General features: G+C 50.8%; 29 protein-coding genes, 1 other RNA gene and 1 pseudogene. 29 read left to right on the forward strand and 2 right to left on the reverse strand.

The annotated features are described in order from the left end of the window. Positions 1-7 precede the first annotated feature (7 nt). The 19 genes and pseudogenes from cybH to ssrA form a co-directional block, all read left to right on the forward strand. Positions 8-751: pseudogene (gene cybH / locus OYT88_RS06050) on the forward strand (Ni/Fe-hydrogenase, b-type cytochrome subunit); the annotation flags it as partial. A gap of 57 nt (positions 752-808) precedes the next feature. Next, entirely contained in the window at positions 809-1309 is a 501-nt protein-coding gene (locus OYT88_RS06055; protein WP_332239095.1) for a hydrogenase maturation protease, read from the forward strand. Then, positions 1306-1734: a Rieske (2Fe-2S) protein gene (locus tag OYT88_RS06060; protein WP_274398608.1), complete on the forward strand. Its 429-nt coding sequence runs from the start codon at positions 1306-1308 to the stop codon at positions 1732-1734. Before OYT88_RS06055 ends, OYT88_RS06060 begins: the two co-directional genes overlap by 4 nt. Then, positions 1727-2080 (forward strand): hydrogenase maturation nickel metallochaperone HypA/HybF, encoded by a 354-nt coding sequence (locus OYT88_RS06065; RefSeq protein ID WP_274398609.1) that lies wholly within the window; start codon positions 1727-1729, stop codon positions 2078-2080. The genes OYT88_RS06060 and OYT88_RS06065 overlap by 8 nt, the downstream gene beginning before the upstream one ends. A gap of 7 nt (positions 2081-2087) precedes the next feature. Then, positions 2088-2747, forward strand: coding sequence for a hydrogenase nickel incorporation protein HypB (gene hypB, locus OYT88_RS06070; protein WP_274398610.1), 660 nt, complete (start codon positions 2088-2090; stop codon positions 2745-2747). Further along, positions 2732-5044 carry a carbamoyltransferase HypF gene (hypF, locus tag OYT88_RS06075; protein WP_274398611.1) on the forward strand — a complete coding sequence of 771 codons (2313 nt, stop codon included), beginning with the start codon at positions 2732-2734 and terminating at the stop codon, positions 5042-5044. The genes hypB and hypF overlap by 16 nt, the downstream gene beginning before the upstream one ends. Before the next feature lie 71 nt (positions 5045-5115). Continuing rightward, positions 5116-5349 (forward strand): HypC/HybG/HupF family hydrogenase formation chaperone, encoded by a 234-nt coding sequence (locus tag OYT88_RS06080; RefSeq protein ID WP_274398613.1) that lies wholly within the window; start codon positions 5116-5118, stop codon positions 5347-5349. Continuing rightward, positions 5324-6433 carry a hydrogenase formation protein HypD gene (hypD, locus tag OYT88_RS06085; protein ID WP_274398614.1) on the forward strand — a complete coding sequence of 370 codons (1110 nt, stop codon included), beginning with the start codon at positions 5324-5326 and terminating at the stop codon, positions 6431-6433. Before OYT88_RS06080 ends, hypD begins: the two co-directional genes overlap by 26 nt. A gap of 3 nt (positions 6434-6436) precedes the next feature. Continuing rightward, on the forward strand, positions 6437-7441 hold the full coding sequence (gene hypE / locus OYT88_RS06090; protein ID WP_274398616.1) for a hydrogenase expression/formation protein HypE: 1005 nt from the start codon (positions 6437-6439) through the stop codon (positions 7439-7441). A gap of 113 nt (positions 7442-7554) precedes the next feature. Continuing rightward, the gene (locus OYT88_RS06095; RefSeq protein ID WP_274398618.1) at positions 7555-7809 is read left to right on the forward strand and encodes a twin-arginine translocase TatA/TatE family subunit; all 255 of its coding nucleotides are present in this window, start codon (positions 7555-7557) and stop codon (positions 7807-7809) included. A 38-nt stretch (positions 7810-7847) separates the two neighbouring features. Beyond that, positions 7848-8582 carry a twin-arginine translocase subunit TatC gene (gene tatC, locus OYT88_RS06100; RefSeq protein ID WP_274398620.1) on the forward strand — a complete coding sequence of 245 codons (735 nt, stop codon included), beginning with the start codon at positions 7848-7850 and terminating at the stop codon, positions 8580-8582. A gap of 116 nt (positions 8583-8698) precedes the next feature. Next, positions 8699-8929 carry a preprotein translocase subunit SecG gene (secG, locus tag OYT88_RS06105; protein ID WP_274398621.1) on the forward strand — a complete coding sequence of 77 codons (231 nt, stop codon included), beginning with the start codon at positions 8699-8701 and terminating at the stop codon, positions 8927-8929. A gap of 266 nt (positions 8930-9195) precedes the next feature. Then, positions 9196-9945 (forward strand): alpha/beta hydrolase, encoded by a 750-nt coding sequence (locus OYT88_RS06110; RefSeq protein ID WP_274398623.1) that lies wholly within the window; start codon positions 9196-9198, stop codon positions 9943-9945. A gap of 20 nt (positions 9946-9965) precedes the next feature. Beyond that, positions 9966-12308 (forward strand): ribonuclease R, encoded by a 2343-nt coding sequence (rnr, locus tag OYT88_RS06115; protein WP_274398625.1) that lies wholly within the window; start codon positions 9966-9968, stop codon positions 12306-12308. 647 nt (positions 12309-12955) lie between these two features. Further along, a complete protein-coding gene (locus OYT88_RS06120) occupies positions 12956-13150 on the forward strand; it encodes a GntR family transcriptional regulator (RefSeq protein WP_274398759.1) in 195 nt (64 codons plus the stop codon). Between the two features lie 360 nt (positions 13151-13510). Continuing rightward, on the forward strand, positions 13511-14365 hold the full coding sequence (locus OYT88_RS06125; protein WP_274398627.1) for a Cof-type HAD-IIB family hydrolase: 855 nt from the start codon (positions 13511-13513) through the stop codon (positions 14363-14365). Positions 14366-14425: 60 nt separating this feature from the next. After that, entirely contained in the window at positions 14426-14608 is a 183-nt protein-coding gene (locus tag OYT88_RS06130; protein ID WP_274398629.1) for a hypothetical protein, read from the forward strand. 233 nt (positions 14609-14841) lie between these two features. Further along, complete coding sequence (locus OYT88_RS06135) at positions 14842-15126, forward strand: SsrA-binding protein (protein ID WP_274398630.1); 285 nt, start codon at positions 14842-14844, stop codon at positions 15124-15126. A gap of 211 nt (positions 15127-15337) precedes the next feature. Further along, positions 15338-15695: a transfer-messenger RNA gene (gene ssrA, locus OYT88_RS06140) on the forward strand. Positions 15696-15818: 123 nt separating this feature from the next. On the opposite strand, the gene OYT88_RS06145 is transcribed toward ssrA, so the two are convergent. Together OYT88_RS06145 and OYT88_RS06150 are read right to left on the reverse strand one after the other, a co-directional pair. After that, entirely contained in the window at positions 15819-16982 is a 1164-nt protein-coding gene (locus OYT88_RS06145) for a tyrosine-type recombinase/integrase (RefSeq protein ID WP_274398631.1), read from the reverse strand. 6 nt (positions 16983-16988) lie between these two features. Next, positions 16989-17630: a LexA family protein gene (locus tag OYT88_RS06150; RefSeq protein WP_274398632.1), complete on the reverse strand. Its 642-nt coding sequence runs from the start codon at positions 17628-17630 to the stop codon at positions 16989-16991. Between the two features lie 160 nt (positions 17631-17790). Between OYT88_RS06150 and OYT88_RS06155 the strand changes: the two genes are divergently transcribed. The 10 genes from OYT88_RS06155 to OYT88_RS06200 all read left to right on the forward strand — a co-directional run bounded on the left by OYT88_RS06155 (position 17791) and on the right by OYT88_RS06200 (position 23809). Next, entirely contained in the window at positions 17791-18039 is a 249-nt protein-coding gene (locus OYT88_RS06155) for a helix-turn-helix transcriptional regulator (RefSeq protein WP_274398633.1), read from the forward strand. A gap of 4 nt (positions 18040-18043) precedes the next feature. Further along, positions 18044-18319 carry a DUF771 domain-containing protein gene (locus OYT88_RS06160; protein ID WP_274398634.1) on the forward strand — a complete coding sequence of 92 codons (276 nt, stop codon included), beginning with the start codon at positions 18044-18046 and terminating at the stop codon, positions 18317-18319. Then, the gene (locus OYT88_RS06165; RefSeq protein WP_274398635.1) at positions 18316-18540 is read left to right on the forward strand and encodes a hypothetical protein; all 225 of its coding nucleotides are present in this window, start codon (positions 18316-18318) and stop codon (positions 18538-18540) included. The genes OYT88_RS06160 and OYT88_RS06165 overlap by 4 nt, the downstream gene beginning before the upstream one ends. Before the next feature lie 43 nt (positions 18541-18583). Then, positions 18584-18871, forward strand: coding sequence for a hypothetical protein (locus tag OYT88_RS06170; protein ID WP_274398637.1), 288 nt, complete (start codon positions 18584-18586; stop codon positions 18869-18871). After that, positions 18871-19041, forward strand: a complete 171-nt coding sequence (locus tag OYT88_RS06175; RefSeq protein WP_274398639.1) for a hypothetical protein — start codon at positions 18871-18873, stop codon at positions 19039-19041. Before OYT88_RS06170 ends, OYT88_RS06175 begins: the two co-directional genes overlap by 1 nt. A gap of 71 nt (positions 19042-19112) precedes the next feature. Further along, a complete protein-coding gene (locus OYT88_RS06180) occupies positions 19113-19523 on the forward strand; it encodes a hypothetical protein (RefSeq protein ID WP_274398641.1) in 411 nt (136 codons plus the stop codon). Positions 19524-19536: 13 nt separating this feature from the next. Next, a complete protein-coding gene (locus OYT88_RS06185; protein WP_274398643.1) occupies positions 19537-19995 on the forward strand; it encodes a hypothetical protein in 459 nt (152 codons plus the stop codon). Then, positions 19992-21170, forward strand: coding sequence for a DUF2800 domain-containing protein (locus OYT88_RS06190; protein WP_274398645.1), 1179 nt, complete (start codon positions 19992-19994; stop codon positions 21168-21170). Before OYT88_RS06185 ends, OYT88_RS06190 begins: the two co-directional genes overlap by 4 nt. Before the next feature lie 19 nt (positions 21171-21189). Further along, entirely contained in the window at positions 21190-21759 is a 570-nt protein-coding gene (locus OYT88_RS06195; protein ID WP_274398653.1) for a DUF2815 family protein, read from the forward strand. Between the two features lie 76 nt (positions 21760-21835). After that, positions 21836-23809: a DNA polymerase gene (locus OYT88_RS06200; protein ID WP_274398654.1), complete on the forward strand. Its 1974-nt coding sequence runs from the start codon at positions 21836-21838 to the stop codon at positions 23807-23809. Positions 23810-23816 lie beyond the last annotated feature (7 nt).

The raw sequence follows: 23816 nt of genomic DNA on the forward strand, positions 1-23816 counted from the left end.
GAGAAGAATGAAAACGCTAACGGATGCGAGACCCTTAATTAAAACGAATCGGGCTTTGAGAAATCAAAAAACGAGTCAGGCGGACCGCCTTGCTGTAAAAGAGCGGGTGACCAATTCCGTGTATGTCTGGGAACGGCCGGTTCGCATTTTCCACTGGGTGAATGCTTTAGCGATCGTGGTTCTGATGATTACCGGGATCTATATCGGCCATCCGTTCATCACACCGAGCACGAACGGCGATGCTTATTACAGCTTTACAATGGGCTGGGTGCGGGATGTTCACTTCTTTACGGCTTTCATTTTCACGATGAATCTGATCTTCCGGGCGTATTGGACCTTCAAGGGCAATCACTACGCCAAGTCGCAGATTCTCCAGAAAGATTTCTGGCTCGGTATGGTTGAGACGATCAAGGGCTACCTGTTTATTCCGAATCATAAGCCGCACTATATCGGCCACAATCCGCTTGCCCAGCTCACTTACTGGCTCTTCATCGGACTTGGCTCGGTAATCATGGTGTTTACCGGCTATTATATGCTGTTTCAGCCGCAGCCGGATACGATTTACGGCAAGGCTTTTGCATGGGTGCCCTTCATTTTCGGCGGCTCGGATTTTACTGTGCGCTCCTGGCACCATCTGGTTGCCTGGGCCTTCATGTTTTTTATCGTTGTCCATGTCTACCTGTCTTTCCGCGAAGACTGGCTGGATAAAAATGGCACCATGTCGTCGATTTTTACCGGTTATAAATTTGAACCGCTGCACCGGGCAGAAGAACAGGCCGGGGCAGCTGCCCGGAATCTGCGGCCCGGCGTGCCGACTGCGATAGAGAAAGAGAATCGGGCGAAAAGGATTACGATTCTCGGCATCGGAAATTCGCTCTACTCCGATGAAGGGCTTGGCGTTCAGATTCTTCCCCGCCTGATAAAGGCGCTCAAGGGCGTTGAAAATCTTGAATTTATTGACGGGACGACGGAAGGAATGCAGCTTCTCGGCCCTGTTGAAGCAACGGATTCGCTGATTATTATTGATGCCGTTAATGCCGGAAAGCAGCCGGGGGAAATCATTAAATTGGAGAAAGAACAGATTCCTTCTTTTAACGGGATCAAAATGTCGGTGCACCAGATCGGTTTTCAGGAAGTCATTTCTGCCGCCCAGCTTCGCGACCGGCTTCCAGAGAGAATGGTAATGTTCGGCATCCAGCCGGCGTCTTTGCAACTCGGCGTGAGTCTTACCGGCACGGCGGAGAAAGCTGTACCAGAGCTGGTTGAACGGGTAAAGCAGCAGATCGACAGCTGGCGTGGTGAAAAATGAATCGGCGTTCTTTTTTTAAAGAAGTGGCACGCAGTCTGACAGAAACGGGCAAGGAAGTTATCTATCCGCTCTTTGAAAATGATATAGAAAAAATAGAGCGCGCCGCGGATGTATTGCAGGGGATCAGCTGGTACCCGGTTGACCATCTGAGCCTTGGCTATGGTGAACAGATGATTAGCGGCCGGCTGGTCTGCTTTTTTTTTGACGGGCAGAAGGCGGCGGCGTGCGGTAAGGAATGCCGGGAATGCCATGAAATGGCGCAGTGGATCGCTTACGATCAACAGCTGGTATGTCCCGGCTGTGAGAAATCTTTTTCGTTTCGGGAAAAAGGAGGTTCACTGAACCTTGCGATCTACCCGGTAAAAAATGAGCAGCAAAAATGGTGGGTCGGTCTGCCGGATAAAGGGGTCTTTTCTGATGCATGAAATGGGGCTGATGGGAGACGCGCTGCAAATGGTTGCGGAAGATGCTGAAAAGCACGGGATCCGTTCAGTGGAAAAGGTATCGATGATTGTCGGCGATCTGAGCAATGTCCTGCCCGATGCGCTCTGCTTCGCTTTTGATGCGTTTCGGCTGTCGGGTGAAATTCCGCTTCTGAAAAGAGATGCATCGCTGAAGATTATCAGAGAGAAAGGGCGCGCCAGATGTTCGGTCTGCGGCAAGGAATATGAACCCCGGCAGCTGCTTGCAACTTGTCCGGACTGCGGACTGCCTTTCGGAGTGCTTCTTGCCGGAGAAACGTTTAAAATAGAATCATACGAAGGGAGCTGAGAAGAGGATGAAAATCACACTGGAAAAGAACGTGATGGAGAATAACGACCGGGCGGCTGAATTCAATCGACAGCTTTTTCACAAAACCCGTACGCTGGCGATCAACATCATGAGTTCACCGGGGGCGGGAAAAACAACGATACTGGAAAAAACCATTTCGGCGCTCGCGGCTGAATTCCGAATCGGTGTCATTGAAGGGGATATCGCCACAGAACGTGATGCCGACCGGATACGCCGGACAGGCGTCAGAGCCATTCAGATCGCGACCGAGGGCGAGTGCCACCTTGATCCGCGGATGGTTGCCAAAGTACTTCCGGATCTTGACCTTGATTCAGTCGACATTTTATTTATTGAAAATGTCGGCAATCTGGTCTGTCCGTCGGAATTCGATCTCGGCCAGAATCACAGGATTGTTGTCCTCAGTACTCCTGAGGGAAACGATAAAATCACAAAATATCCGCTGATGTTCCATGTGACGGAACTTGCTCTGATTAATAAAATCGACCTGCTGCCGTACGTCGCTTTCGATATGGACAAAGCCGAAGAGGATCTGCACGGAATCAATCCGGATTCGCAGCTCATGCCGATTTCGGCAGTGAGCGGAGCCGGCTTCGACAACTGGCTGAACTGGCTCAGGAAAGCGTATGAAACGTGTGCGAAGCCGTAAAAGTTCTCGTCAGAGGCAGGGTGCAGGGAGTCGGCTTCCGTCCGTTTGTCTTCCGTCTTGCTCAGGAGGCCGGCCTGAAAGGGACAGTTCAGAATAACATGGACGGTGTCCGCATCGTCTGGGAGGGGACCCGTGAAGCGATCCGCCTGGCGATGAAAAAGCTGGTCTCGGAAAGGCCGAGGCTGTCGCGGATTGACGAGATGACCTGTGAGCATGTCGCAGCAGCGGGCCTGACGGATTTTACGATCCTCGAAAGCGACCGGGGCGGAAAATCGACCCTGGTCATACCGGTGGATTCGGCCGTCTGCGACGATTGTCTGCGTGAAATGCGTGATCCCGGCAATTTTCGCTACCGCTATCCGTTCATCAATTGTACGCAGTGCGGTCCGCGCTATTCGATTATCGCCGCGCTTCCTTATGACCGGCCGTACACATCGATGAAAGATTTTCCGATGTGCGATCAATGTGCGGCGGAGTACAGCGACCCGTCCAACCGGCGCCATCATGCGCAGCCGATTGCCTGCGATACCTGCGGGCCCTATGTGTCGCTGATCGATATGGACGGCAATGTTCTCGGACGGCACGACGATGCCGTTCGTCTGACGGTCCGGTCACTGGAGTCCGGCATGATTGTGGCGGTCAAAGGTATCGGCGGCTACCATCTTGCCTGCGACGCGGCCGATCGGGAGCTGGTTGAAAAGCTCAGGCAACGCAAGAACAGGCCGGAGAGGCCTCTGGCCATCATGGCGGCCTCCGTTGAAGCGGCACGACGGATTGCCGTGGTCTCGGATCGGGAAGAAAGCCTGCTTCGTTCGCCGGAGGCGCCGATCGTCCTGCTTGAAAAAGGCGCTGATTATGACCGGCTGCTTCCCGAAACGCTGGCTCCCGGAGTCCGGACAATCGGCGTGATGCTGCCCTATACGCCGCTGCATCATCTGCTTTTCGATGACGGAAGTTTTTCTTATTTGGTCATGACCAGCGCAAATCCGTCCGGATTGCCGATTCTTTATGAAGATGAACCGGCGCGCGTCTACTTGGCCGGAATTGCCGACCGGATTCTGACACACAATCGGCCGATCCTGCATGCCATTGACGATTCGGTTGTCCGCCTGAGCGAACGTGCTCCTTTTTTCCTTAGGCGTTCCAGAGGCTATGTACCCGATCCCCTGTCGGCGCGGACAGATGTGGACGGAGTGATTGCGCTGGGCAGTGAAATGAAGAACACATTCGCGCTCGGACGGCACCGTCAGATTTTTATCGGCCCTCATCTCGGCGATCTGTCCGCCGAGGAAAGCCTCGGGCATTATAAAAAAACGCTGTCGCATCTGATGAAGTGGATGGGGATTGAAGTCAAAACCGTGGCCGTGGATATGCATCCGTTATACAGCACCCGATCAGTCGCCGAAAAGATGAATAAGCCGATCGTTCCCGTACAGCACCATCATGCGCATCTTGTTTCCTGCCTGGAGGAGAACAAACTGGAAGGGCCCGTTCTCGGGATTATTCTTGACGGTACCGGGTACGGAGAGGACGGCAATATCTGGGGATTCGAAGTGCTGTATGGCGATGCATCGGGCTACCGCAGGCTGGCTCATCTCCGCTACACGCCGCTTCCGGGCGGAGACAGGGCCGTTCTCGAACCGTGGCGCAATGCGGCGGCGATGCTGATCGAACTTCTCGGCGAGCGGGGACGCCGTCTGGCCGGACGCCTTTTTCCGGACAAAGAATCGGTCCTTGCCGTGATCTCGCGCATGCTTTCGCTGAAACTGAACAGCCCGCTTGCAGGAACATGCGGCCGGCTGTTTGACGCGGTCAGCGCGATACTGGGCATCTGCCGCGAATCCACTTATGACGGCGAAGCGGCCATCCGGCTGTCCGAATGCCTGACGCAGACGGCTGAAGATGCAGTGCCCTATCCCTTTATCGTCACTGAAAAACACGGCTTAAAAGAATTGGACTTTAAACCGATGATTGAACAGATTGCTGTCGAACGGCTAGACGGCGATCCGCTCAGGCCGATTATCCGCCGCTTTCATGAAACGATAGTTTCTGCGTGCCGCAGCCTGCTGGAAGACATCGCCGGAGAACATCCTGAACTTGGCCGGCGGGTCGTGCTGTCAGGAGGAAGTATGAATAATCCGTTTCTGTCGCGTCGGCTTGCTGAAAGCCTGGAAGCCGGCGGTTTCTCGGTTTATACGCACCATCTGCTCCCGAGCGGCGACGGCGGGCTGTGTCTCGGCCAGCTGATGATCGCCGCCGCGAAAAACAGAGTGTCCGGTGAAAAAAATGCCGATTGAGAGATTAGAAAGGCTGTTTCAGGTCCCGGCAGAATCATTTAAGAAATTATGACTTTAGGAGGATGAACAGCATGTGCGTAGGTGTTCCTGCAAAAGTAATTGAGAAGAAAGAATATACGGCTCTGGTTGACGTGATGGGGACAAAGATGGAAGTCGGCACTCTCTTTGTACCGGAAGTGGAAGTCGGCGAATACGTCATCGTCCACGCCGGGCAGGGAATGTCGATCATCGATCAGGATTTCGCGCGCGATAGCCTGAATGAATGGGGGAAGATAGCCCGTGCCGGCGTTATTGGAACCCGTTGATCCCGGTGTCGCAAAAGAACTGGCGCAGAAAGTGATTCAGCTTGCCGACCGCTATAAAGAAAAAACAGGAATTGTGCCCGCTTTTATGGAAGTCTGCGGGTCACACACGATGGCACTTGCCAGGACGGGTATCAAACTGATGCTTAAAGGGCATGTGCGGCTGATCTCGGGACCGGGCTGCCCGGTCTGCGTCACCGATCAGAAACAGATCGATGCCATGATCGAAGTCGCCGAGTCCGATGACCGGATCGTCTGCACGTTCGGCGATATGATGCGCGTTCCCGGATCAAAAAGAAGCCTGCTCAGTGCGAAGACGGATGGGCGCGACGTACGCATCGTCTATTCACCGCTGGACGCTGTCAGGATTGCTGAAGAAAATCCTGATAAAGAAGTGATTTTTCTCGGAGTGGGATTTGAGACGACGGTTCCGGTGCTGGCTGCCGCCATCCAGCTGGCCGCGCAGAAAAATGTCGGCAACTTTTCGATGTGGGCGACAACCAAACTGGTTCAGCCCGTGCTTCGGGAACTGCTGACCGTCAAAAAGGTAAAAATTAACGGATTTCTGCTTCCGGGACATGTCTCGATTGTTCTTGGAGAAAAAGCGTACCAATTCCTGATCGATGAGTTCCGCATGCCGGGTGTAATCAGCGGTTTCGGGCCGGTTGAAATGCTGAGCGCGATTTATAAACTGCTGGAGATCATCATTGAAGACCGGCCGGCCATTGTCAATAATTATAAAAGTGTTGTCCGGCCGGAAGGCAATACGGCCGCGCAGAAAATCATGTACGAGTTTTTTGAACCGTGCGATGAAGCGTGGCGCGGACTGGGCGTAATTCCGCAGAGCGGACTGGACATCCGTGAAAAATATGACCGGTTCAATGCGAAAAAGAGATTCAACATCAAGGTCGGAGAACCGAAAAAAACGCTTTGCCGCTGCGGGGACATGATCTGCGGAATTGCTTCTCCGGAGGAATGCATCCTTTTCGGGAAAGCCTGTACGCCGCTGCATCCGATCGGGCCATGCATGGTATCGACGGAAGGCAGCTGCGCGGCACATTACGCTTATATGAGAGAGGATGAATGACCGATGGAGCGCAAGGTCACGCTTGCTTACGGAGACGGCGGAGAACTCGCCCACAAACTGATTCAGCAAGTTTTTGTCTCCGCTTTTGGGAATCAGGATGCTTCCCGCTTTGATTCTGCTTTACTGTCGCTGGGAAGCGGGAACATCGCGGTGACGACCGATAGTTTCGTTGTCAATCCGCTGTTTTTTCCCGGAGGCAGTATCGGCAAGATTGCCGTTGCCGGAACGATCAATGATCTGAGCGTTGCCGGCACGGTTCCGCTGTATCTGACGGCCGGATTTATCATCGAAGAAGGTTTTCCGCTCGGCGATCTCCGGACAATTGTCCGGTCGCTGGCGGAAGAAGCGGCGGCCGCCGGGGTCCGCGTCGTTGCCGGCGATACGAAGGTTGTGGAAAAGGGCGGCGCCGACGGCCTTTATATCAATACGACGGGGATCGGCCTGCAGCGCACGGAGCATGCCATCCGACCGGAAGAGATACAGGAAGGCGACGATGTGATTATCAGCGGGACGTTGGGCGATCACGGCATTGCGATTCTGGCCGCCCGCGGGGAACTCGGATTGATGACCGATCTGAAGAGCGACTGCGCGCCGCTGAATCGGATGATTGACAAGGTACTGGAGAGCGGGGCACATGTCCGGATTATGCGCGACCCGACGCGTGGCGGCGTAGCGACGACGCTCGTCGAAATCGCCGAAGATTTCGGCACCGCCATTGAAATCAGCGAGGCCGCGCTCCCGATCAGGGATGAAGTCAGAGGTGCCTGCGACATTCTTGGATTCGATCCGCTTTATCTGGCAAATGAGGGGAAAGTGATCCTGATTGTCGCCCACGAAGATCGGCAAAAGACGCTCGACGCTCTGCGCGCTTTTCCCGAAGGAAGCAATGCCAAGGTGATCGGGCATGTTATCGGGAAAGAAGCAGGACGGCTGCTGCTTGAAACGCCGCTCGGCAGCAAAAGGCGCCTGCACCGGCTGTCCGGAATGATGCTTCCGAGAATCTGTTAAACCCGGGCCCGGAAGCATGCGGGTCCCGCCTGACGATTTCGGAGGCACAGAAGAGTACCTTAAGAAGCAGTGAATCAAGGCAATTCTTTCAACTATAAAAGGAGCTGGTAAAAATGGGTATCGGCAATATCGGTATTCCCGGTTTAATCCTGATTCTGATTGTGGCACTTGTCATTTTCGGACCGTCGAAACTTCCGGAAATCGGCCGGGCATTCGGCAAGTCTCTGAAGGAATTTAAAAGCGCCACTCAGGGCCTGACATCGACAGAGGACGAACCGAAAAAAGACAAGCAGACGATCACGGAGAGCAAAGTAACGGAAAGCGAAACAACAGAAAGCAAAACACCAGAGGGAGAAAAAAAAGACTGAGAGAATTCGGGTGAAATCAAATGAAGAATAGTCAGAAGATGACATTGTTAGAACACCTGAATGATCTGCGCAAGCGATTTATTGTTGTACTTGTGACGTTTGTTTTGAGCTTTGCGGGTACGCTCGTCTTTGTACGCCCTCTTTACCGCTGGCTGGTCAATGATCTGAGCATACGCGGGAAACTGACAGTTCTCGGTCCGACGGATATCATCTGGGTCTATTTCATGCTGGCCGGGGTCGTTGCGATCGGCGTCACGATTCCGATTGCGGCATGGCAGCTCTGGGTATTTGTCGCGCCGGCATTGACGGAAAAAGAGCGTAAAATCGCACTGGCTTATATCCCTTCTATCTTTTTGCTGTTCTTTTGCGGCGTTTTTTTCGGATATTTCGTTGTTTTCCCGAATATCCTTCATTTTCTGGTAGCCATGAATGCGGGCATGTTCACTGTGATGTTTACGACCGAAAAATATTTCGGCTTTTTACTGAATATTGTTCTGCCGTTCGGGTTCCTTTTCGAACTTCCGGTTGTCGTTGTCTTCCTGACGAATCTCGGCATTCTGACACCTGCCCGGATGCGGAAAATGCGGAAAGCTGCCTATCTCATCCTGGTTATACTGGCAACGATGATTTCTCCTCCGGACTTTGTTTCGCATTCGCTTGTCGCTGTTCCGCTTCTCCTTCTCTATGAGATCAGTGTCACATTTTCCTCCGTGGCATTCCGGCGGAAACAAAGAAGGATGCGGGCAGCCGAAAAAGAGCTGTCGACTTTATAAAAGGCCGGCGCGGCCGTCTTTATTCATGATTCTTTCCGTTTCGGTTGCGGCGGGGCACAGCATATGTTAAATTAAAGATGAAGGCAACTTGAACGTGAAGATAGGAGCGTTAGTTCATGCATACATTCTTGCTGGTTGTGCTGCTTGTTTCCGCACTGGTCATGGTGGTTTTGATCATGATGCAGAGAAGCCGCGGAGACGGCCTTTCTGAAGCGATCACAGGCGGCGCGGAACAACTGTTCAGCAAGCAGAAATCGAGAGGCATTGAGGTCGGTCTGAATCGATTGACGGTCTTTTTTTCAGTCGTATTCTTTGTTTCCGCATTTCTGCTCGGTTACTACTTTTAAAAGAGGATACAGGACTTAATGAACCGGAGGGGTAATCGGAGGTGGATTGCCGTTCCGGTTTTGCTGTTTCGCAGCAGTCCGGACAATCGCAGAATAAGCCCTGAACGTGAAGCCGTGCCGCGGTTTTCACGGCTTTTCGGCGATCTTTAGACCTGCTCCGTATTATAGCGTATAATATGTGTAAAGAAACAGAGAAAATGGCAATTTCTGTTGATTAAGACGGCCAGCCGGCTGAAAACAGAAAATTGCCGGGAGGATGACGGGAAATGAAGGTCAGGCCTCCGAAACCTTTCTTTTTTGAAGGCGGAACGCGTGCCGTTCTTCTCCTGCACGGATTTACCGGCAATTCAACGGATGTCCGCCAGCTGGGCCGTTATTTGTACAAGCGCGGGTATACGTGCTACGGACCGCACTACAAAGGGCATGCGGTGCCTCCCGAAGAGCTGATGAAAACGACGCCGGCCGACTGGTGGCAGGATGTCCGCGAGGCTTACGGCTATCTGAATCGGCTCGGCTATCGGGAAATTGCCGTTTGCGGCCTTTCGATCGGCGGGGTATTTTCCCTCAAATGTGGATACACTTTTCCAGTGAAGGGATTAATACCGATGTGCGCGCCGGCGGGCAGCCGGAAGCAGGACAGGATCTATGCAGGAGTTCTCAAGTATGCGGAGAATTATAAGATTTATCAGGGAGAAAATGATCGGGAAATTGCTGCGGACATGTCGGAAATCAGGAAGAAGGTTCCGGAACTGCTCGCCGCCGTCCGTGATTTGATCCGTGATGTCAGGCTTAATTTGTACCGCATTACCGTTCCGTCTTTTGTCGTCCAGGGGCGTCTTGACGAAATGATTGATACGAACAGTGCAGAGATTATTTATGATGAAATCCAGTCTGAAAGAAAACAATTGAATTGGTATGAACAGTCCACACACGTGATCACGTTAGGAACAGAAAAAGCGCAATTGGACCAGGATATCTATGCGTTTCTTGAAAGCCTGGATTGGTCTGTTTCCTAAGAACAGGGAGGTTTATGTACATGGCAGAAGAACGCATTCAGGAGATTCTGGATTATATGCGGGAAGAAACTTATCGGCCGATGACATTGCAGGAGCTGGAGGAAGCCTTCAGCGCGAGCGACAAAGAAAACTTTGCCGATTTTGTCAGAACAATGAATGAAATGGAACAGCAGGGGCTCGTCATCCGCACACGATCGGACCGTTACGGCCTTCCGGAGAAAATGAATCTGATGAAGGGCCGGGTACAGAGCCATGCCAAGGGCTTTGCCTTTATCATTCCGGAGGATGAAAAACTGGACGATGTGTTTGTCGGACCCAATGATCTGGCCGGGGCGATGAACGGAGACACGGTCATTATACGGGTTTCTGCAAAGAGCAGCGACAGGGGAGACCGTCCTGAAGGCACCGTCATCCGTATACTTGAACGCGCCGTGAAGCAGGTTGTCGGCACTTATAATGCGGGAAAACACTTCGGATTTGTCATCCCCGACGATAACCGGATCAACGGGGATATTTTCATTCCGGAAAATGCGGAACACGGGGCAATGGAGGGACACAAAGTGGTCGCCGAGATCACCAAATATCCCGAAGGCAGAAAAAACGCCGAAGGGATGATCACCCAGATTCTGGGACATAAGAATGATCCGGGCATCGATATTCTTTCGATTATCTACAAGCACGGCCTGCCGCTCGATTATCCCCCGGAAGTGATGTCCGAAGCCGAAGCCGTTCCCGATGAAATCCGGCCTGAAGATTTTGTCGGCCGCCGCGATCTTCGCGATGAAACGATTGTAACGATTGATGGAGAGGATTCAAAAGACCTGGACGATGCCGTCACCGTTACCCGGCTGGATAACGGAAATTATCACTTGGGCGTACATATTGCCGATGTCAGCCATTATGTAACGGAAGGATCCTCGCTCGATGCGGAAGCCTACGAGCGCGGCACCAGTGTCTATCTGGTCGACCGCGTGATTCCGATGATTCCGCACCGGCTCTCGAACGGAATCTGCAGCCTGAATCCCCGGACTGACCGGCTTGCAATCAGTTGTGAAATGGAAATCACGCCTAAGGGAGTCGTCGTCGGCCACGAGATTTTTCCAAGTGTTATACGGACGACGGAACGGATGACTTACACAAATGTCCGAAAGATTCTGCAGCGTGAGGATGATGAAGTACTGGAACGCTATCACGATCTCATTCCTTTCTTCGACCTGATGGGAGAACTCGCCCATATTCTTGAAGAACAACGGAACGAGCGCGGAGCGATTGATTTTGATTTTACGGAAGCGAAAATTATTGTCGACGAACAGGGAAAACCGATTGATGTCGTTGTGCGGGAACGGACGGTTGCGGAACGGCTGATCGAATCGTTCATGCTCGCGGCGAATGAAACGATCGCCGAACATTTTGAAAAACTGCATCTTCCCTTCCTCTATCGCGTGCATGAAGAGCCTAATCCGGAAAAGCTGGAGAAGTTTTTTGATTTCGCGGTGAATTTCGGGTACGTTCTCAAAGGCTCGCCGGATCATGTTCACCCGCGTACGCTGCAGTCGCTGCTTGAAAAAGTCAAAGGGCAGCCGGAAGAAGCGGTCATCAGCACCGTGATGCTGCGTTCGATGGCCAAAGCGAAATATGACGACAAGTGTCTCGGACACTTCGGCCTTTCAACCGAATATTACACGCACTTCACATCGCCGATCCGCCGCTATCCCGATCTGACGGTTCACAGGCTGATCCGTAAGTACCTGTTCGATCGTCAGACAGATAATAAGACGCAGGCGTACTGGAAAGAGCGGATGCCGGAAATTGCCAAGCATACGTCGGCCTGCGAACAGCGGGCCGTTGAAGCGGAACGGGACACCGACGACCTGAAGAAGGCCGAATTCATGCAGGATAAAATCGGCCAGAACTTCGAAGGGGTAGTCAGCGGTGTGACCAATTTCGGCCTGTTTGTCGAACTCCCAAATACGATCGAAGGACTGGTCCACATCAGTTATCTGACCGACGATTATTACCGCTACAGCGAGGAGAATATGGCGCTGATCGGCGAACGCACCGGCCATCTGTACCGGATCGGCGATGAAATCGAGGTACGTGTTCTTGACGTCAACCTCGACGAGCATGCAGTCGATTTCGAGGTCGTCGGCATGAAACCGCAGAAGCCGAGACAGCGGAAATCGCGTCCGACGATCATTCAAGGAAAGGCACCGGTCAAGCCGGCAAATGAAGGGAAAAAACGATCGGCCGGGAAGCCGGGCGGCGGGGCAGATCATCGCCCGACGTACAAGGGAAACGGCCATGGCAACAGTAATTTCGGAAAAAACAAATCGTACGTCAAGAACAAGGGCAGAAATAAATAATCCGTTTGCGACCGAACTCCTGAAATTTTTCAGGAGTCTTACTTTTTCTAGGGGGCTGCACGCTCAAAACGTGCGGCCTCATAAGGTATAATATAATTAGGATGAATGGATGACTTCAAGGGGACTGCAACAACCGCAAAAAGAGTTTATTGTTTGGCGGAAAGCGCAATAGGCCGCTCTGTAAAGCGCGAACTTTCAGGACATTGTCAATGGCTGGAACGATTAGCGAGCGTTCATTTACCGAAAAACTGACGCAATGCCACGGATTTCAATCCATGGATATAAGCCCTGTTCTTCATTTTTTGTTTTTGGCTCCGTTGCTGTACTGATCTTCAATGTACTTTTTGGATGTACTTTTTGACAGTTCCTTTTGAGACGGTCAGGCAGATCACGGCCTGTGAGGCATAACGGAAGTCAAGCTCCGGCTCAGCTTTGGTTTTGCTTGCTGGGCACCGCTCTGTCAATCCACTGATTTTAACCAGTGGTAGTTGAAAAAGATTTGCTATAATATATACTGAATGGCGTAAAGGTGCGGTTTGTCCTGGATACTGTTCCGGGACTTGAAGCGAACAGGGAATGTGACGATCGTTCATGAAAATAATTTTACAAACATTTATCAGAATCCTGCGAGTAAAATCCGTAAGGCAATGATACCGGCCGGTCGGCTCCTTCCTTCGGAAAATGAGATGGGCGATCAGTACAAGGCTTCCCGTGAAACGATCCGCAAAACTCTTGCGCTCCTTTCACGCAATGGCTATATTCAGAAGATACGGGGGAAAGATTCGGTTTGGCTTGACGTCGGCCGCTTTGATTTTCCGGGGGCTTGCCAAGCACTCCGGTAAACATTGGGAGATGACGGTTCATCAGCTTATTTAAATGGGTCGGCGGTGAAACGGTGATTCTGGACGAAGATTTCCTGCTGATGGACGTTGTGCCGAAGCTGACCGCAGATATTTGCGAGTACTCACTGTAAGATTATATTGAGAATGAACTGAATCTGAAAATAGGCTTCCAACAAACAGAAGAAACAAGGCAATATTTGACTTTATCGACCGTTTCAAGTGCCGTTGTTGTCCGCAGTTTCGTATATTTGGATAATGCCCGGCGGAATCGGGCGGATAAATTCCGTTTTGCCGGCTTTGCGCGCCGTGAGTATTTGTAGGCGTCTGTCTTTTCAATAATGATTGTTCAGGAGGAAATAAATGATAAAACTGATAGCTTTGGACATGGATGGAACTCTGTTAAATAATGAGAGAGAGATCAGCTGGGAAAATCTGCGAGCGCTGAGGTTCGCCCGTTCAAAGGGAATCGCTCTGGTCATCGCTTCCGGGAGAGCTTTTTTTGACATCCAGAGCAAGATGAAAGATGTCGATATAGATACGCATGCGATCGGCACGAACGGAGCGACAATTCACTCGGCCGACGGAACACTGCTGGGTGCCGATTTCCTTGATCGTACACGGACGCTGCAGATTGTTGCCGAGCTGGTCAGGCAAAAATACTATATCGGCGTTTACACGGAGCAGAATATTTATGTCCCGGAGGACGGAACGAAATGGCTTCACGAAGAGCTGAAGCGCCTGAACATTCATGAGGACCGGTCGGTCGGTTTCCAGGGTGCGACGCGTGATGATTTTTATCGATTCTTCGGCGACTGGCGTGAGATTGAAAAAACAGGGGCAGAATTTTATAAAATCATTGTCTTTTCCTTTGACGATGTGAAACTGAAGAAAGCCCGCGATGTTTATGAAGCGCAGCACCGTTACAGCATTGTGACAAGCGGTACCGGCAACTTTGAGATCATGCCTCCGAATGCATCCAAGGGCAACGCGCTCGACCATCTGGCCAATTACCTCGGAATCCCGCTCAGCGATGTCATGGCCGTCGGCGATAATTATAACGACCTGTCCATGTTCGATGTCGCAGGCCTCAGCGTTGCCATGGGCAATGCCGACGACGCGATTAAGGAAAAATGCGATCTTGTGACGACCCGCTGTGAGGAGAATGGGGTTGCCCATGCCATATATCAGGTACTCGGCAACGCTGAACATGATTGAATAACAGTAGAAACGATGAAACGGCTGACCTATGATGAAACTGAAGAGGGATGACTCGGAATGATCAAAAAAGTGCTTAATTATGTAGGCCTGTTTATTGCAATTTTCGCGGCTCAATGGATTTGGTTTACCTATATCAAGCCGGACAAAACAAAAACACTGCTTGAACTGATTCTTTCCTCAGTCGTTTTTATCGTTGTTTTTCTGCTATTGGATCTTGTACCGAAAAAAAGAATAAAATAATGACCGGCCGGTTTCGACTGCGGATTGCTTGCCAGGTTATCCGGCGCTGACTGATGGGCTTGTTCAGTGCGGCAGAAGACCGAAACCATCGTCCCAGACCGATAAGCGGCTGCGGACGACCGAAAAAGGATGGCTCCCGACCGAAAAAGGGTAGCTCCCGACCGAAAAACTGCCTGTGCCGACCGAAAGCGAGCCCGAGTTGACCGAAAAACCGGCTGAGAAGACCGAAACCATTGCTTCGGACCGATAAGCGGCCGCAACCGACCGAAAAAGGATGGCTCCCGACCGAAAAACTGCTTGCGCCGACCGAAAGCGAGCCTGAATTGACCGAAAAACCGGCTGAGAAGACCGAAACCATCGTCCGGACCGATAAGCGGCCGCCGGCGGGCAGGGCCAACCGCTATGACTATGATCCGCTCAGAATACGCAAGCTTCTCATGGATCAGAAAGAAATCTATAAATTTGGCGCCGCTGCAGATAAGCAGGCTATGCCTTTATTCCGCTTAATGTATATGTAAAAACAGAGTCGCAAAAATGCCTGTCGGACTGGGTCGGGATAAGAGAAGCTGCGATAAGCGCGAAACCATTGAAAAAAACAAACGGCCCGACACGAAATTAAGAAATCGTTCTATGGACGTCAAAAATTATAAGTTGCATTTTAAAATATTATCTGCTATAATACATGCGCTGACTGGTATAAAATTGTCAGCAGGGAATATTGTTTAACTCGGGGACGTTTCGGATTCGACAGGGGTAGGTCGGGTTTAAGCGGCGAGCCGAGGGGGTCGGCCTCGTAAAAACGCCAAAGCCATAACTGGCAAAAAGAACGAAAACCTCGCTTTAGCTGCCTAATCAGCTTTAGCGGTTCCTCCCTCCATCGCCCATGTGGTAGGGTAAGGGACTCACTTTAGTGGGATACGCCGGAAGCCCGCATCCTGAGGGCCAGGGAAGAGATCAATCGGGATAGTCCCGCGGAAGCCTGTCGACGGGCCGACGCCGGGATGAACTGCTAATACATCGACTACGCTCGTAGAAACTTTAATTACGATGCTTCTGGACGTGGGTTCAACTCCCACCGTCTCCATTATTTCGCTGGTACACAGTGATCTGATGATCCATAAAATCCCTTTATAGAGGGATTTTTTAGTACATACCATTGTATGCCACACTGTACTAATTATGATCAATAAGGGCAAAACAAGGGCAAGCATCAGCGGATATTCACGACTTTTTGCTTGGCATCAAGTTTGAAAATGGTACTCATGGTTTCATTTGATTCTTCATTTTCGCGAGTAAACAATTCATCAATGATATGGATATAAACTTTATAGGTTGTCATAATACTGGCATGACCTAGTCGTTTTGAAAGCCAGCTGATCGACCGGCCACTGTAAAGCTGAATGCTCGCATGTGTGTGCCTGAGTGCATGAAAAGTCACTTTTTTTATGGACAGCTTATCGGCAAGAAGGCGCAATGTCTTATTAACCGCATTATCGGAGACAAGATGATAAGTCTTATCTACAAAGACCAGGTTGTTCGGATTCGGATCCTCTTTCAACTTGGCTTTTTGCGCTGACTGTTCGACCTTCAAATGCTCGAGCCATTTAGCTGTTTCATCGTCAATTGTGATCAATCGTTTCGAGGACGCTGTTTTTGTCGGGCCAAAGGTGTGCGTATTATGCCAATCCCATTTCTTATCTACTCGAACAGTTTTATTATCCAGATCAATACAATCCCAGGTCATCCCGGATACTTCACTGAAACGACAGCCAGTCGCCAGAGCAAAGAGGATCATATGCCGGCTAATATAACGCCATTTCAGGTCCTTCAGAATATAACGGGACAGCTTTTCCGTATCGGCCAGATTGAGAAACTTCAGTTGTTCATCTTTTGGTTTAATGCGTCCCTTTGTTTTTATGCGATAGGTAGGGTCTTTGTAGATCACGCCGTCCTGAATGGCATCCTGTAAGCAGGCTTTCATATACATGTGGATCTTTCGCACGCTGGCTGTTGAATGCCCGGAAGCATATTGATTGATGGCTTGCTGATATTCTTTTCTAGTTAGGTCTCTGAGCTTCACGCCAGAAAAGTTATTTTCGGCAAACCGTACCGATCGTTCTATTTCCTCATCATTATAGGCAGAATGTTCGCCCTTCCGGAAAGTCTCGTACCAGTCACGCATATAGGGACCAAATTCTACATTACCACCCTGCAAATCGTAGCCTTTAAGTACCTTGTTTTCCATTTCATTCGCCTGTTTTACGGCTTCACGTTTTTTCAAACCCCGCCGGCGAATTTCTTTCTGCTTTCCTCCTGAATAATAACGGACCCTGAATTCCCAGGATCCGTCTTCAAGTTGCTTTATTGTTGCCATTGCATTTCACTTCCTTCCAAATTTGCGCTTCATTTCGACGACAACGCCAACGATTCGCACTTTATTCATCTCTTCCCCGATAAATTCGCGAGACTTAACATTTGGATTTGATGCCCGGAGTATTAGCGAGTTTTCCGTTTTAATAATATGCTTAATTGTTCCTTCTTCACCGTTAACAATCGCAATTCCAATCTGGTCGTTAAATGCAATCTCACAGGTTTCCCTTACTAAAACAATATCGTTCTCATTTATTCCATCGCCAATCATCGAATCGCCCTTCACTCGGAGAGCAAAATAATCGCCTACAATATACTCATAGTCAAAAAATTCCGGATCCGGTTCAACCTCCTCATAAGCCAAACCATTTGGTCCTGCTTTGACCGTTCCATAGACATAAATTTTTTTCACCCTAGGATCTAATTTCACATCCATGTCAGACTGCTCAACATCAGACCATCCCATAAGGTATGCAGGTGCACAGTGTAAAACGTCTGCAATTTGTGAAATTATATCGCTCTTTAAATTCTTGATATTCCCGCTTTCATAGCGCTGGACGGTTGCTTCCGTTTTACCGATTGCTTCTGCAAGCTGCTTTAAAGTAAAGCCTCTTTTCAATCGCATTTCTTTGATTCGATCGGATATTATCATAGTAGTTTTTCTTCTCCTTTGATGCCTTCATTTTATACTAATAGTACGCACCATGCAAGATATTTCTATATTAAATCCTTAAATCTTACGTTTCATGCTTGACCGACAAAATAAGCCATGATATACTGACTTACGTGATACGAAAGGAGGCTGAAAACCCATGGATACACCTATCATTAATTCAAACAAGCTGAAAGCGAAAATGGTTCTTGCTGGTTACAATCGAAAAACGCTTGCTGAGGCGACTGGACTTGATCGCAACACGATCGGTCTGATCATCAGCGGCAAAACATCTCCGTCCTTTAGAGCGATGAACTTGATTTATCATGCGTTAAAGTTAAATCCTCAGGAAGCGACGGAGATTTTTTTTGTCCGTAACTTACGTAACACGAAAGTAAGAAAGGGATGATCATATGGCAGAGAAACTCTGGTGGAACATGAAGGACCTTGAAAGTGCAACGGGATTTAAGCGGAAATGGCTGCTGAGTAATATCCTCTATCGTCCAGAATACCGTGATCAGCTTGACATCGAAAATGGCGGACCTGTTTATTATCCGGATCGACCAGGTGATATGTGGCAGTTCCTGGCGTCTTCGATGAAGAAATTTCTGGAAATACACTTCGCTGAGATTCTTCGAATTGACCATAGGCACCAATGGAGCCGCCATAAGGAGGTGAGAACGAAATGAGAGCAGTTAGAAGGATCAAGACAATCAGGGTAGTTTTATCTGATACTCCGGTGCCTACCATTCGTCGAGTAGCCACTGTTTCGCCTGAAACAGCTGTTCAGCTGTACTGGTTTTTTCAGGGTGTTCAGGATCATGCCGTGGCCAAACACCGGATGCAGATGGCCCGATGGGCACTGCGGATGAAGTCAAAGTATTTTCGGGCCATGAAGAAGGGTCAGTAATCAAATTTCAAACGTTACTAAGGGTGAAAGGGTGTGGAGCTATATGGGCTATGAAAATTACATTGTACGTTGTGCCGGCTGTGGGGAACGGCCAGAGCAAATCCCGGAATATCGTGACCGGGCGCGAGAAGAACCTGAGTCGTTTAACAGTGCGCAGGAAGTTGTGTTACTTGATGAGGGTACCTTTGATCCAAACACAAGGTTGTTTCTTTGCACGGATTGCTACATCAAAGCTGGAATGCCGTTGAACTCGGATTTACGTGGTCGCTATGAGCTTGTGAGAAATATGATGGGCGATTGGGCGAATCCCATTAAAGGAGGCGATAAGTGATGGACAAAGTGATTCTGTTAAAAATCAACCGGAATGAACTCGAAGACGCGATCAGGAAATATGTGCAAAGCCCTGATCTTGACTTTGATCAAGTGAAGTTCAGATTCAAACATTTGGCCGACGGAACTATTGAAGTTTGCGGCGCCGATGTGGAAATGATTGAAAACTAAAATAAGCCGCTCTGCAAAGCGGCTCAAATCCTACCTGTGGTCATTGTACCACGAAAGCGAGGTTTTTAGACATGGCAATTGAAAACGCAGCACAAGCAAATGGTGTTTTCCGGGATATGAAAGACTTGGAACGCCAGAGACGGGCGACAAGCGAGTCCATCACAAAACGGAAGCAGGCACTGATCGACTACTGCCGGACCCAGGGACCAACGCTTGTTTACAATCCGGTAAACGATGAAGACAAACCGACCATGATCCAGACAGTTAAGCGTGTCACGACCAAGCTTGATCTCAGCTCACTGGCCCTGAACCTCAATGTAGCTGTTTCTGATATGAATGCTCCCGGTATTGCGAAACTGGTTGAAGCCGGCAAGCTGACGGCGGAAGACTTTGAAAAGTACAAGTACGACGAAGAGACCTACGTCCTGCATCAGCGCAAAGCGCACAAGCAGGAGATCGAACAATTCCGGAACAAGATCTGAGGAGGAGATAAGCATGGCACTGGAACAATCCATTGATAACCTGGCTACAGCCTTAAACCGACTGGCCGCAGCTTTGAGCGATAAAAGCGCTGAAGCACTGGCTCGTGAGCAGAAGTGGAGCGAAGCAAAGACAGAAAGCTTCCCACCGGAAGAAAAGCCATTACAGCATCCAGACGAAGACCCGAAGCCAAAATACACCGGAACAAAATGCAGCGTTTGCGGTGAGCTCCAATTTGATACACCGTCAGGAATTAGCTGTAAAAACGGACACGGCGGGGCTGCTCCTGCTACAGAAACAGCTGAACCGCCGATCAAACTGGAGACTGTCCGCGCGAAACTGGCCAAGCTTGCCCAGGCAGGAAAGCAGAAGGAAGTCAAGGCGTTGATTACCAGTTTTGGATTTAAGAAGCTGTCAGCGATCCCGGCTGAGAAGTTTGCTGAGGTCCTGAAGAAAGCTGAAGAGATCGCATGAGTGGCCATCACGAACTCCGGGCACATGCGGTTCTGTCCGCATCCGGATCCAAACGCTGGCTTTCCTGCCCGCCATCGGCACAGCTGGAACAGCAATTCCCGGATGACGGTAAGGAAAGCGTCTTTGCCCAGGAAGGCACGCTTGCACATGAGTTTGCGGAATTGTATCTGCTTTACGCGACCCATCAGATCAAGGCGCCTGAGTTCAACCGGAAGCGGAAGGCATTGGAAAAGAATGAACTGTTCAGTCCGGACATGATCGATTACATCGACAGCTACATTACGACGGTTATGGAACGGCTGAACACGGCCAAGGCAGAATCCGGAGACGCGTTCGTCATGATCGAACAGAAACTGGACTTCTCGCCCTGGGTTCCCGGTGGATTCGGTACCGGTGACGCACTGATTATCAGCGATAAAGCCATTGAAATATGCGACCTCAAGTATGGCAAAGGTGTCCCCGTCAGTGCAGTCGGGAACACCCAGATGAGACTATATGCGCTAGGGGCACTCAATGGGTACGGCGTATTATATGAGCCCGATCATGTCCGTATGACTATCGTACAGCCCAGACTTGACAGCATATCCACCGATCAGCTGACGGTCGAAGAGCTGACCAGATGGGCGGCAGAGGTTGCCAAGCCAACTGCGGAGAAAGCAGCTGCTGGCAAAGGCGAATACAAAGCCGGTGACTGGTGCCGGTTCTGCCGGGCAAAGGCGGTCTGCCGAGTCCGCGCTGAAGCCAATCTGGAACTCGCCAAGAAAGAATTTGCCGATCCACCAACACTCAGCAATGAGGAAATTGGTGATGTGCTGTCCAAGGCAGACGAGCTCCGGAAGTGGGCGGAAGATGTTGAGAACTATGCTCTGGTCCATGCAGAGAACGGTGAGAAGTTCCCCGGATGGAAGCTGGTCGAGGGTCGAAGCAATCGGAAATACACCGATGAAGACCAGGTCGCAGTCCGGCTGATCGCTGAAGAATACACGGAAGACGATATTTACCAGAAAAAGATTCTGGCCATCACGAAAATGCAGAAGCTGCTCGGTAAGAAACGGTTTGAAACGCTGCTCGGTGATCTGATCGTGAAGCCGGCCGGAAAACCGACGCTGGTACCGGAATCGGACAAGCGCCCGGAAATCGGATCCACTGCCTCAGCCGCTGAAGATTTTAAATAAAAAGGAGATTGATTGAATTATGGCTACAAGAAACACTGACACGAAAGTCGTTACCGGAAAAGTACGTTTCTCTTATCTGCACTGCTTTGAGGCCGTTGCTATCCAGGACGGGCAGGATCCGAAATACTCGGTTTCTCTGCTGATCCCGAAATCAGATACAACGACCCTGCGGAAGATCAAAGCGGCCACTGATGCCGCTAAGAAAGCCGGAGCCAGCAAGTGGGGCGGAAAGATTCCGGCCAACCTGAAAACGCCACTACGTGACGGCGACGCTGAACGGCCGGACCAGGAAGAATACAAGGGCTGCTACTTCCTAAACGCATCAAGCAAGACGAAGCCTGGCGTGGTCGACCAGCACCTGAACGCGATCATCGATTCAGATGACCTGTACAGCGGCTGCTACGGCCGCGCAAGCCTGAACTTCTATGCCTATAACGCAGCCGGAAATAAAGGTATTGCCGCCGGACTGAACAATCTGCAGAAGATGGAAGACGGCGACTATCTCGGCGGACGTTCGAAGGCTGAAGACGACTTCGACGCGATCGATACCGGAGACGTTCAGCAGGAAACAGAAGATTTTCTCGGATAAAATCTAGCAAATTGACTGAGAGGGAAAGCACATACGCTCTCCCTCTCATTTTTATAGGAAAGGAGCTTAAGAGATCATGACAACCTTGGCGATTGATCTAGAAACATACAGTGACAACAGCATTGACAACGGCGTTTACAAGTATGTCGATACACCAGAGTTTCGGATCCTGATCTGCTCGTTTGCCTTTGACAGCGATCCGGTTGAAGTCGTCGACCTGGCCCGCGGTGATAATCTGCCAAAGGACGTGAGAGACGCGCTGACGATGAAAGGCGTCATCAAGACTGCTTTCAACGCCAGTTTTGAACGCACCTGCCTGGGCAGATCTTTTCACTACATGGACCCGGACGAATGGCGCTGCAGTATGATTCTTGCCCTGACGCTGGGCCTGCCGGCAAGCCTTGACGGAGTGGCTAAAGTGCTGAAGCTGGACGCGCAGAAAGACGCTGCCGGCAAAGCGCTGATCAAGTTTTTCTCTATGCCGTGCAAGCCGGACCTGCTGAATGAAGGCAGGACGCGGCATCTGCCGCATGATGATCCGGACGGCTGGGAGCGGTTCAAGTATTACTGTGGCCAGGACACTGAAGTTGAACGCGGGATCCGGAACCGGCTTTTAAAATACGCACCGAGTGACTTTGAGAATCATCTGTGGGCAATCGATCAGAGGATTAACGATCGAGGCGTCGGCATCGATCCGCAGCTGGTCGAGAACGCAATCCGGATCGATGCGGCAAACAGTGCCTATTATCTCGAAAAAGCGCAGAAGCTGACGGGGCTGCCGAATCCGAACAGCCCGGCTCAGATCAAAGGCTGGCTGGAAGACCAGGGCATGCAAAAGGTTGGCAGCCTCGGCAAAAAGCTGATGCCTGGACTGATCAAAAAGGCACCGAATGAGACGGTTCGTGAAGTCCTCAGGATCCGTCAGGCAACATCAAAAACGTCCGTGAAGAAATACACGCGGATGAAAGAAGCTGCCTGCCATGACCGCCGTGTGCGCGGGACGATGCAGTTTTACGGCGCATCACACACGGGGCGCTGGGCGGGACGAATTATTCAGCCGCAGAATCTATCCAAGAATCACATGAGTAACACGGATCTGGATACGGCCCGCCAGCTGGTCAAGGCCGGCGACAAGGAAGCTATTGGCTTACTGTTTGACGACACCGCTGATGTCCTCTCTCAGCTGGTCCGGACAGCGCTTGTGCCGGCATCAGGGCACACATTCATCGTTTCTGATTTCTCAGCGATCGAAGCGCGAGTAATTGCCTGGCTTGCCGGCGAGAAATGGCGGCTCGAAGTCTTCCGCGGACACGGGAAAATCTATGAAGCTTCGGCGTCTCAGATGTTTCACGTGCCGATCGGGTCGATCCACAAGGGTGATCCTCTAAGGCAGAAGGGCAAAGTCGCAGAACTCGCGCTGGGTTACGGGGGCGGACCGCATGCGCTGATTACTATGGGCGCTCTCTCCATGGGACTGACAGAGGATGAACTGCCAGACATTGTCACCAAGTGGCGGAAAGCCAGCCCGGCGATTGTCAAACTATGGCGAGATTGCGACGCTGCGGCGCTTGAAGCTGTGAAGAAAAAAACATCGTTAACGCTTCAGAGGGGATTGAAATTCAGCTATGAAGCCGGAACCCTGTTCATCCGACTTCCCAGCGGACGGCGGATTGCTTTTGCTAAGCCCCGGATCGAAGAGGATCCGGAGCACGGAAGGGACAGCCTGACGTATGAGGGAACAGGACAAAGTAAGCAGCGGATCCCGGGCATGCCAACAAACTGGGTCCGGCTCCGGACGTATGGCGGGAAACTGGTCGAGAACATTGTCCAGGCAACCGCCCGGGACGCTCTAGCCAATGCCATGACACACGTTGATGAAGCCGGGATTCCTATCGTTTTCCATGTTCACGACGAACTGGTCGCTGAAGTTGGGGAAGGCAGCATCACGCCGGATCAGATGTCAGCAATCATGTGCCGGAAAGCGGCATGGATGGAAGGATTGCCGCTGAAGGCCGACAGTTATCAAACTGACTACTATAAAAAAGATTAAATCAAAG

This window comes from Sporolactobacillus sp. CQH2019, from assembly GCF_028765345.1.
Classification (GTDB): Bacteria; Bacillota; Bacilli; order Bacillales; family Sporolactobacillaceae; genus Sporolactobacillus.

Coding starts and splice junctions, on each gene's coding strand:
- OYT88_RS06155 (WP_274398633.1), top strand. CDS start 17,791: ATGGATACACCTATCATTAATTCAAACAAGCTGAAAGCGAAAATGGTT.
- OYT88_RS06145 (WP_274398631.1), bottom strand. CDS start 16,982: ATGGCAACAATAAAGCAACTTGAAGACGGATCCTGGGAATTCAGGGTC.
- OYT88_RS06160 (WP_274398634.1), top strand. CDS start 18,044: ATGGCAGAGAAACTCTGGTGGAACATGAAGGACCTTGAAAGTGCAACG.
- hypE (WP_274398616.1), top strand. CDS start 6,437: ATGGAGCGCAAGGTCACGCTTGCTTACGGAGACGGCGGAGAACTCGCC.
- OYT88_RS06065 (WP_274398609.1), top strand. CDS start 1,727: ATGCATGAAATGGGGCTGATGGGAGACGCGCTGCAAATGGTTGCGGAA.
- secG (WP_274398621.1), top strand. CDS start 8,699: ATGCATACATTCTTGCTGGTTGTGCTGCTTGTTTCCGCACTGGTCATG.
- OYT88_RS06165 (WP_274398635.1), top strand. CDS start 18,316: ATGAGAGCAGTTAGAAGGATCAAGACAATCAGGGTAGTTTTATCTGAT.
- OYT88_RS06120 (WP_274398759.1), top strand. CDS start 12,956: ATGATACCGGCCGGTCGGCTCCTTCCTTCGGAAAATGAGATGGGCGAT.
- OYT88_RS06125 (WP_274398627.1), top strand. CDS start 13,511: ATGATAAAACTGATAGCTTTGGACATGGATGGAACTCTGTTAAATAAT.
- OYT88_RS06170 (WP_274398637.1), top strand. CDS start 18,584: ATGGGCTATGAAAATTACATTGTACGTTGTGCCGGCTGTGGGGAACGG.
- OYT88_RS06110 (WP_274398623.1), top strand. CDS start 9,196: ATGAAGGTCAGGCCTCCGAAACCTTTCTTTTTTGAAGGCGGAACGCGT.
- OYT88_RS06150 (WP_274398632.1), bottom strand. CDS start 17,630: ATGATAATATCCGATCGAATCAAAGAAATGCGATTGAAAAGAGGCTTT.
- tatC (WP_274398620.1), top strand. CDS start 7,848: ATGACATTGTTAGAACACCTGAATGATCTGCGCAAGCGATTTATTGTT.
- OYT88_RS06130 (WP_274398629.1), top strand. CDS start 14,426: ATGATCAAAAAAGTGCTTAATTATGTAGGCCTGTTTATTGCAATTTTC.
- rnr (WP_274398625.1), top strand. CDS start 9,966: ATGGCAGAAGAACGCATTCAGGAGATTCTGGATTATATGCGGGAAGAA.
- OYT88_RS06195 (WP_274398653.1), top strand. CDS start 21,190: ATGGCTACAAGAAACACTGACACGAAAGTCGTTACCGGAAAAGTACGT.
- OYT88_RS06080 (WP_274398613.1), top strand. CDS start 5,116: ATGTGCGTAGGTGTTCCTGCAAAAGTAATTGAGAAGAAAGAATATACG.
- OYT88_RS06060 (WP_274398608.1), top strand. CDS start 1,306: ATGAATCGGCGTTCTTTTTTTAAAGAAGTGGCACGCAGTCTGACAGAA.
- OYT88_RS06185 (WP_274398643.1), top strand. CDS start 19,537: ATGGCACTGGAACAATCCATTGATAACCTGGCTACAGCCTTAAACCGA.
- OYT88_RS06190 (WP_274398645.1), top strand. CDS start 19,992: ATGAGTGGCCATCACGAACTCCGGGCACATGCGGTTCTGTCCGCATCC.
- OYT88_RS06180 (WP_274398641.1), top strand. CDS start 19,113: ATGGCAATTGAAAACGCAGCACAAGCAAATGGTGTTTTCCGGGATATG.
- OYT88_RS06200 (WP_274398654.1), top strand. CDS start 21,836: ATGACAACCTTGGCGATTGATCTAGAAACATACAGTGACAACAGCATT.
- OYT88_RS06095 (WP_274398618.1), top strand. CDS start 7,555: ATGGGTATCGGCAATATCGGTATTCCCGGTTTAATCCTGATTCTGATT.
- hypB (WP_274398610.1), top strand. CDS start 2,088: ATGAAAATCACACTGGAAAAGAACGTGATGGAGAATAACGACCGGGCG.
- OYT88_RS06175 (WP_274398639.1), top strand. CDS start 18,871: ATGGACAAAGTGATTCTGTTAAAAATCAACCGGAATGAACTCGAAGAC.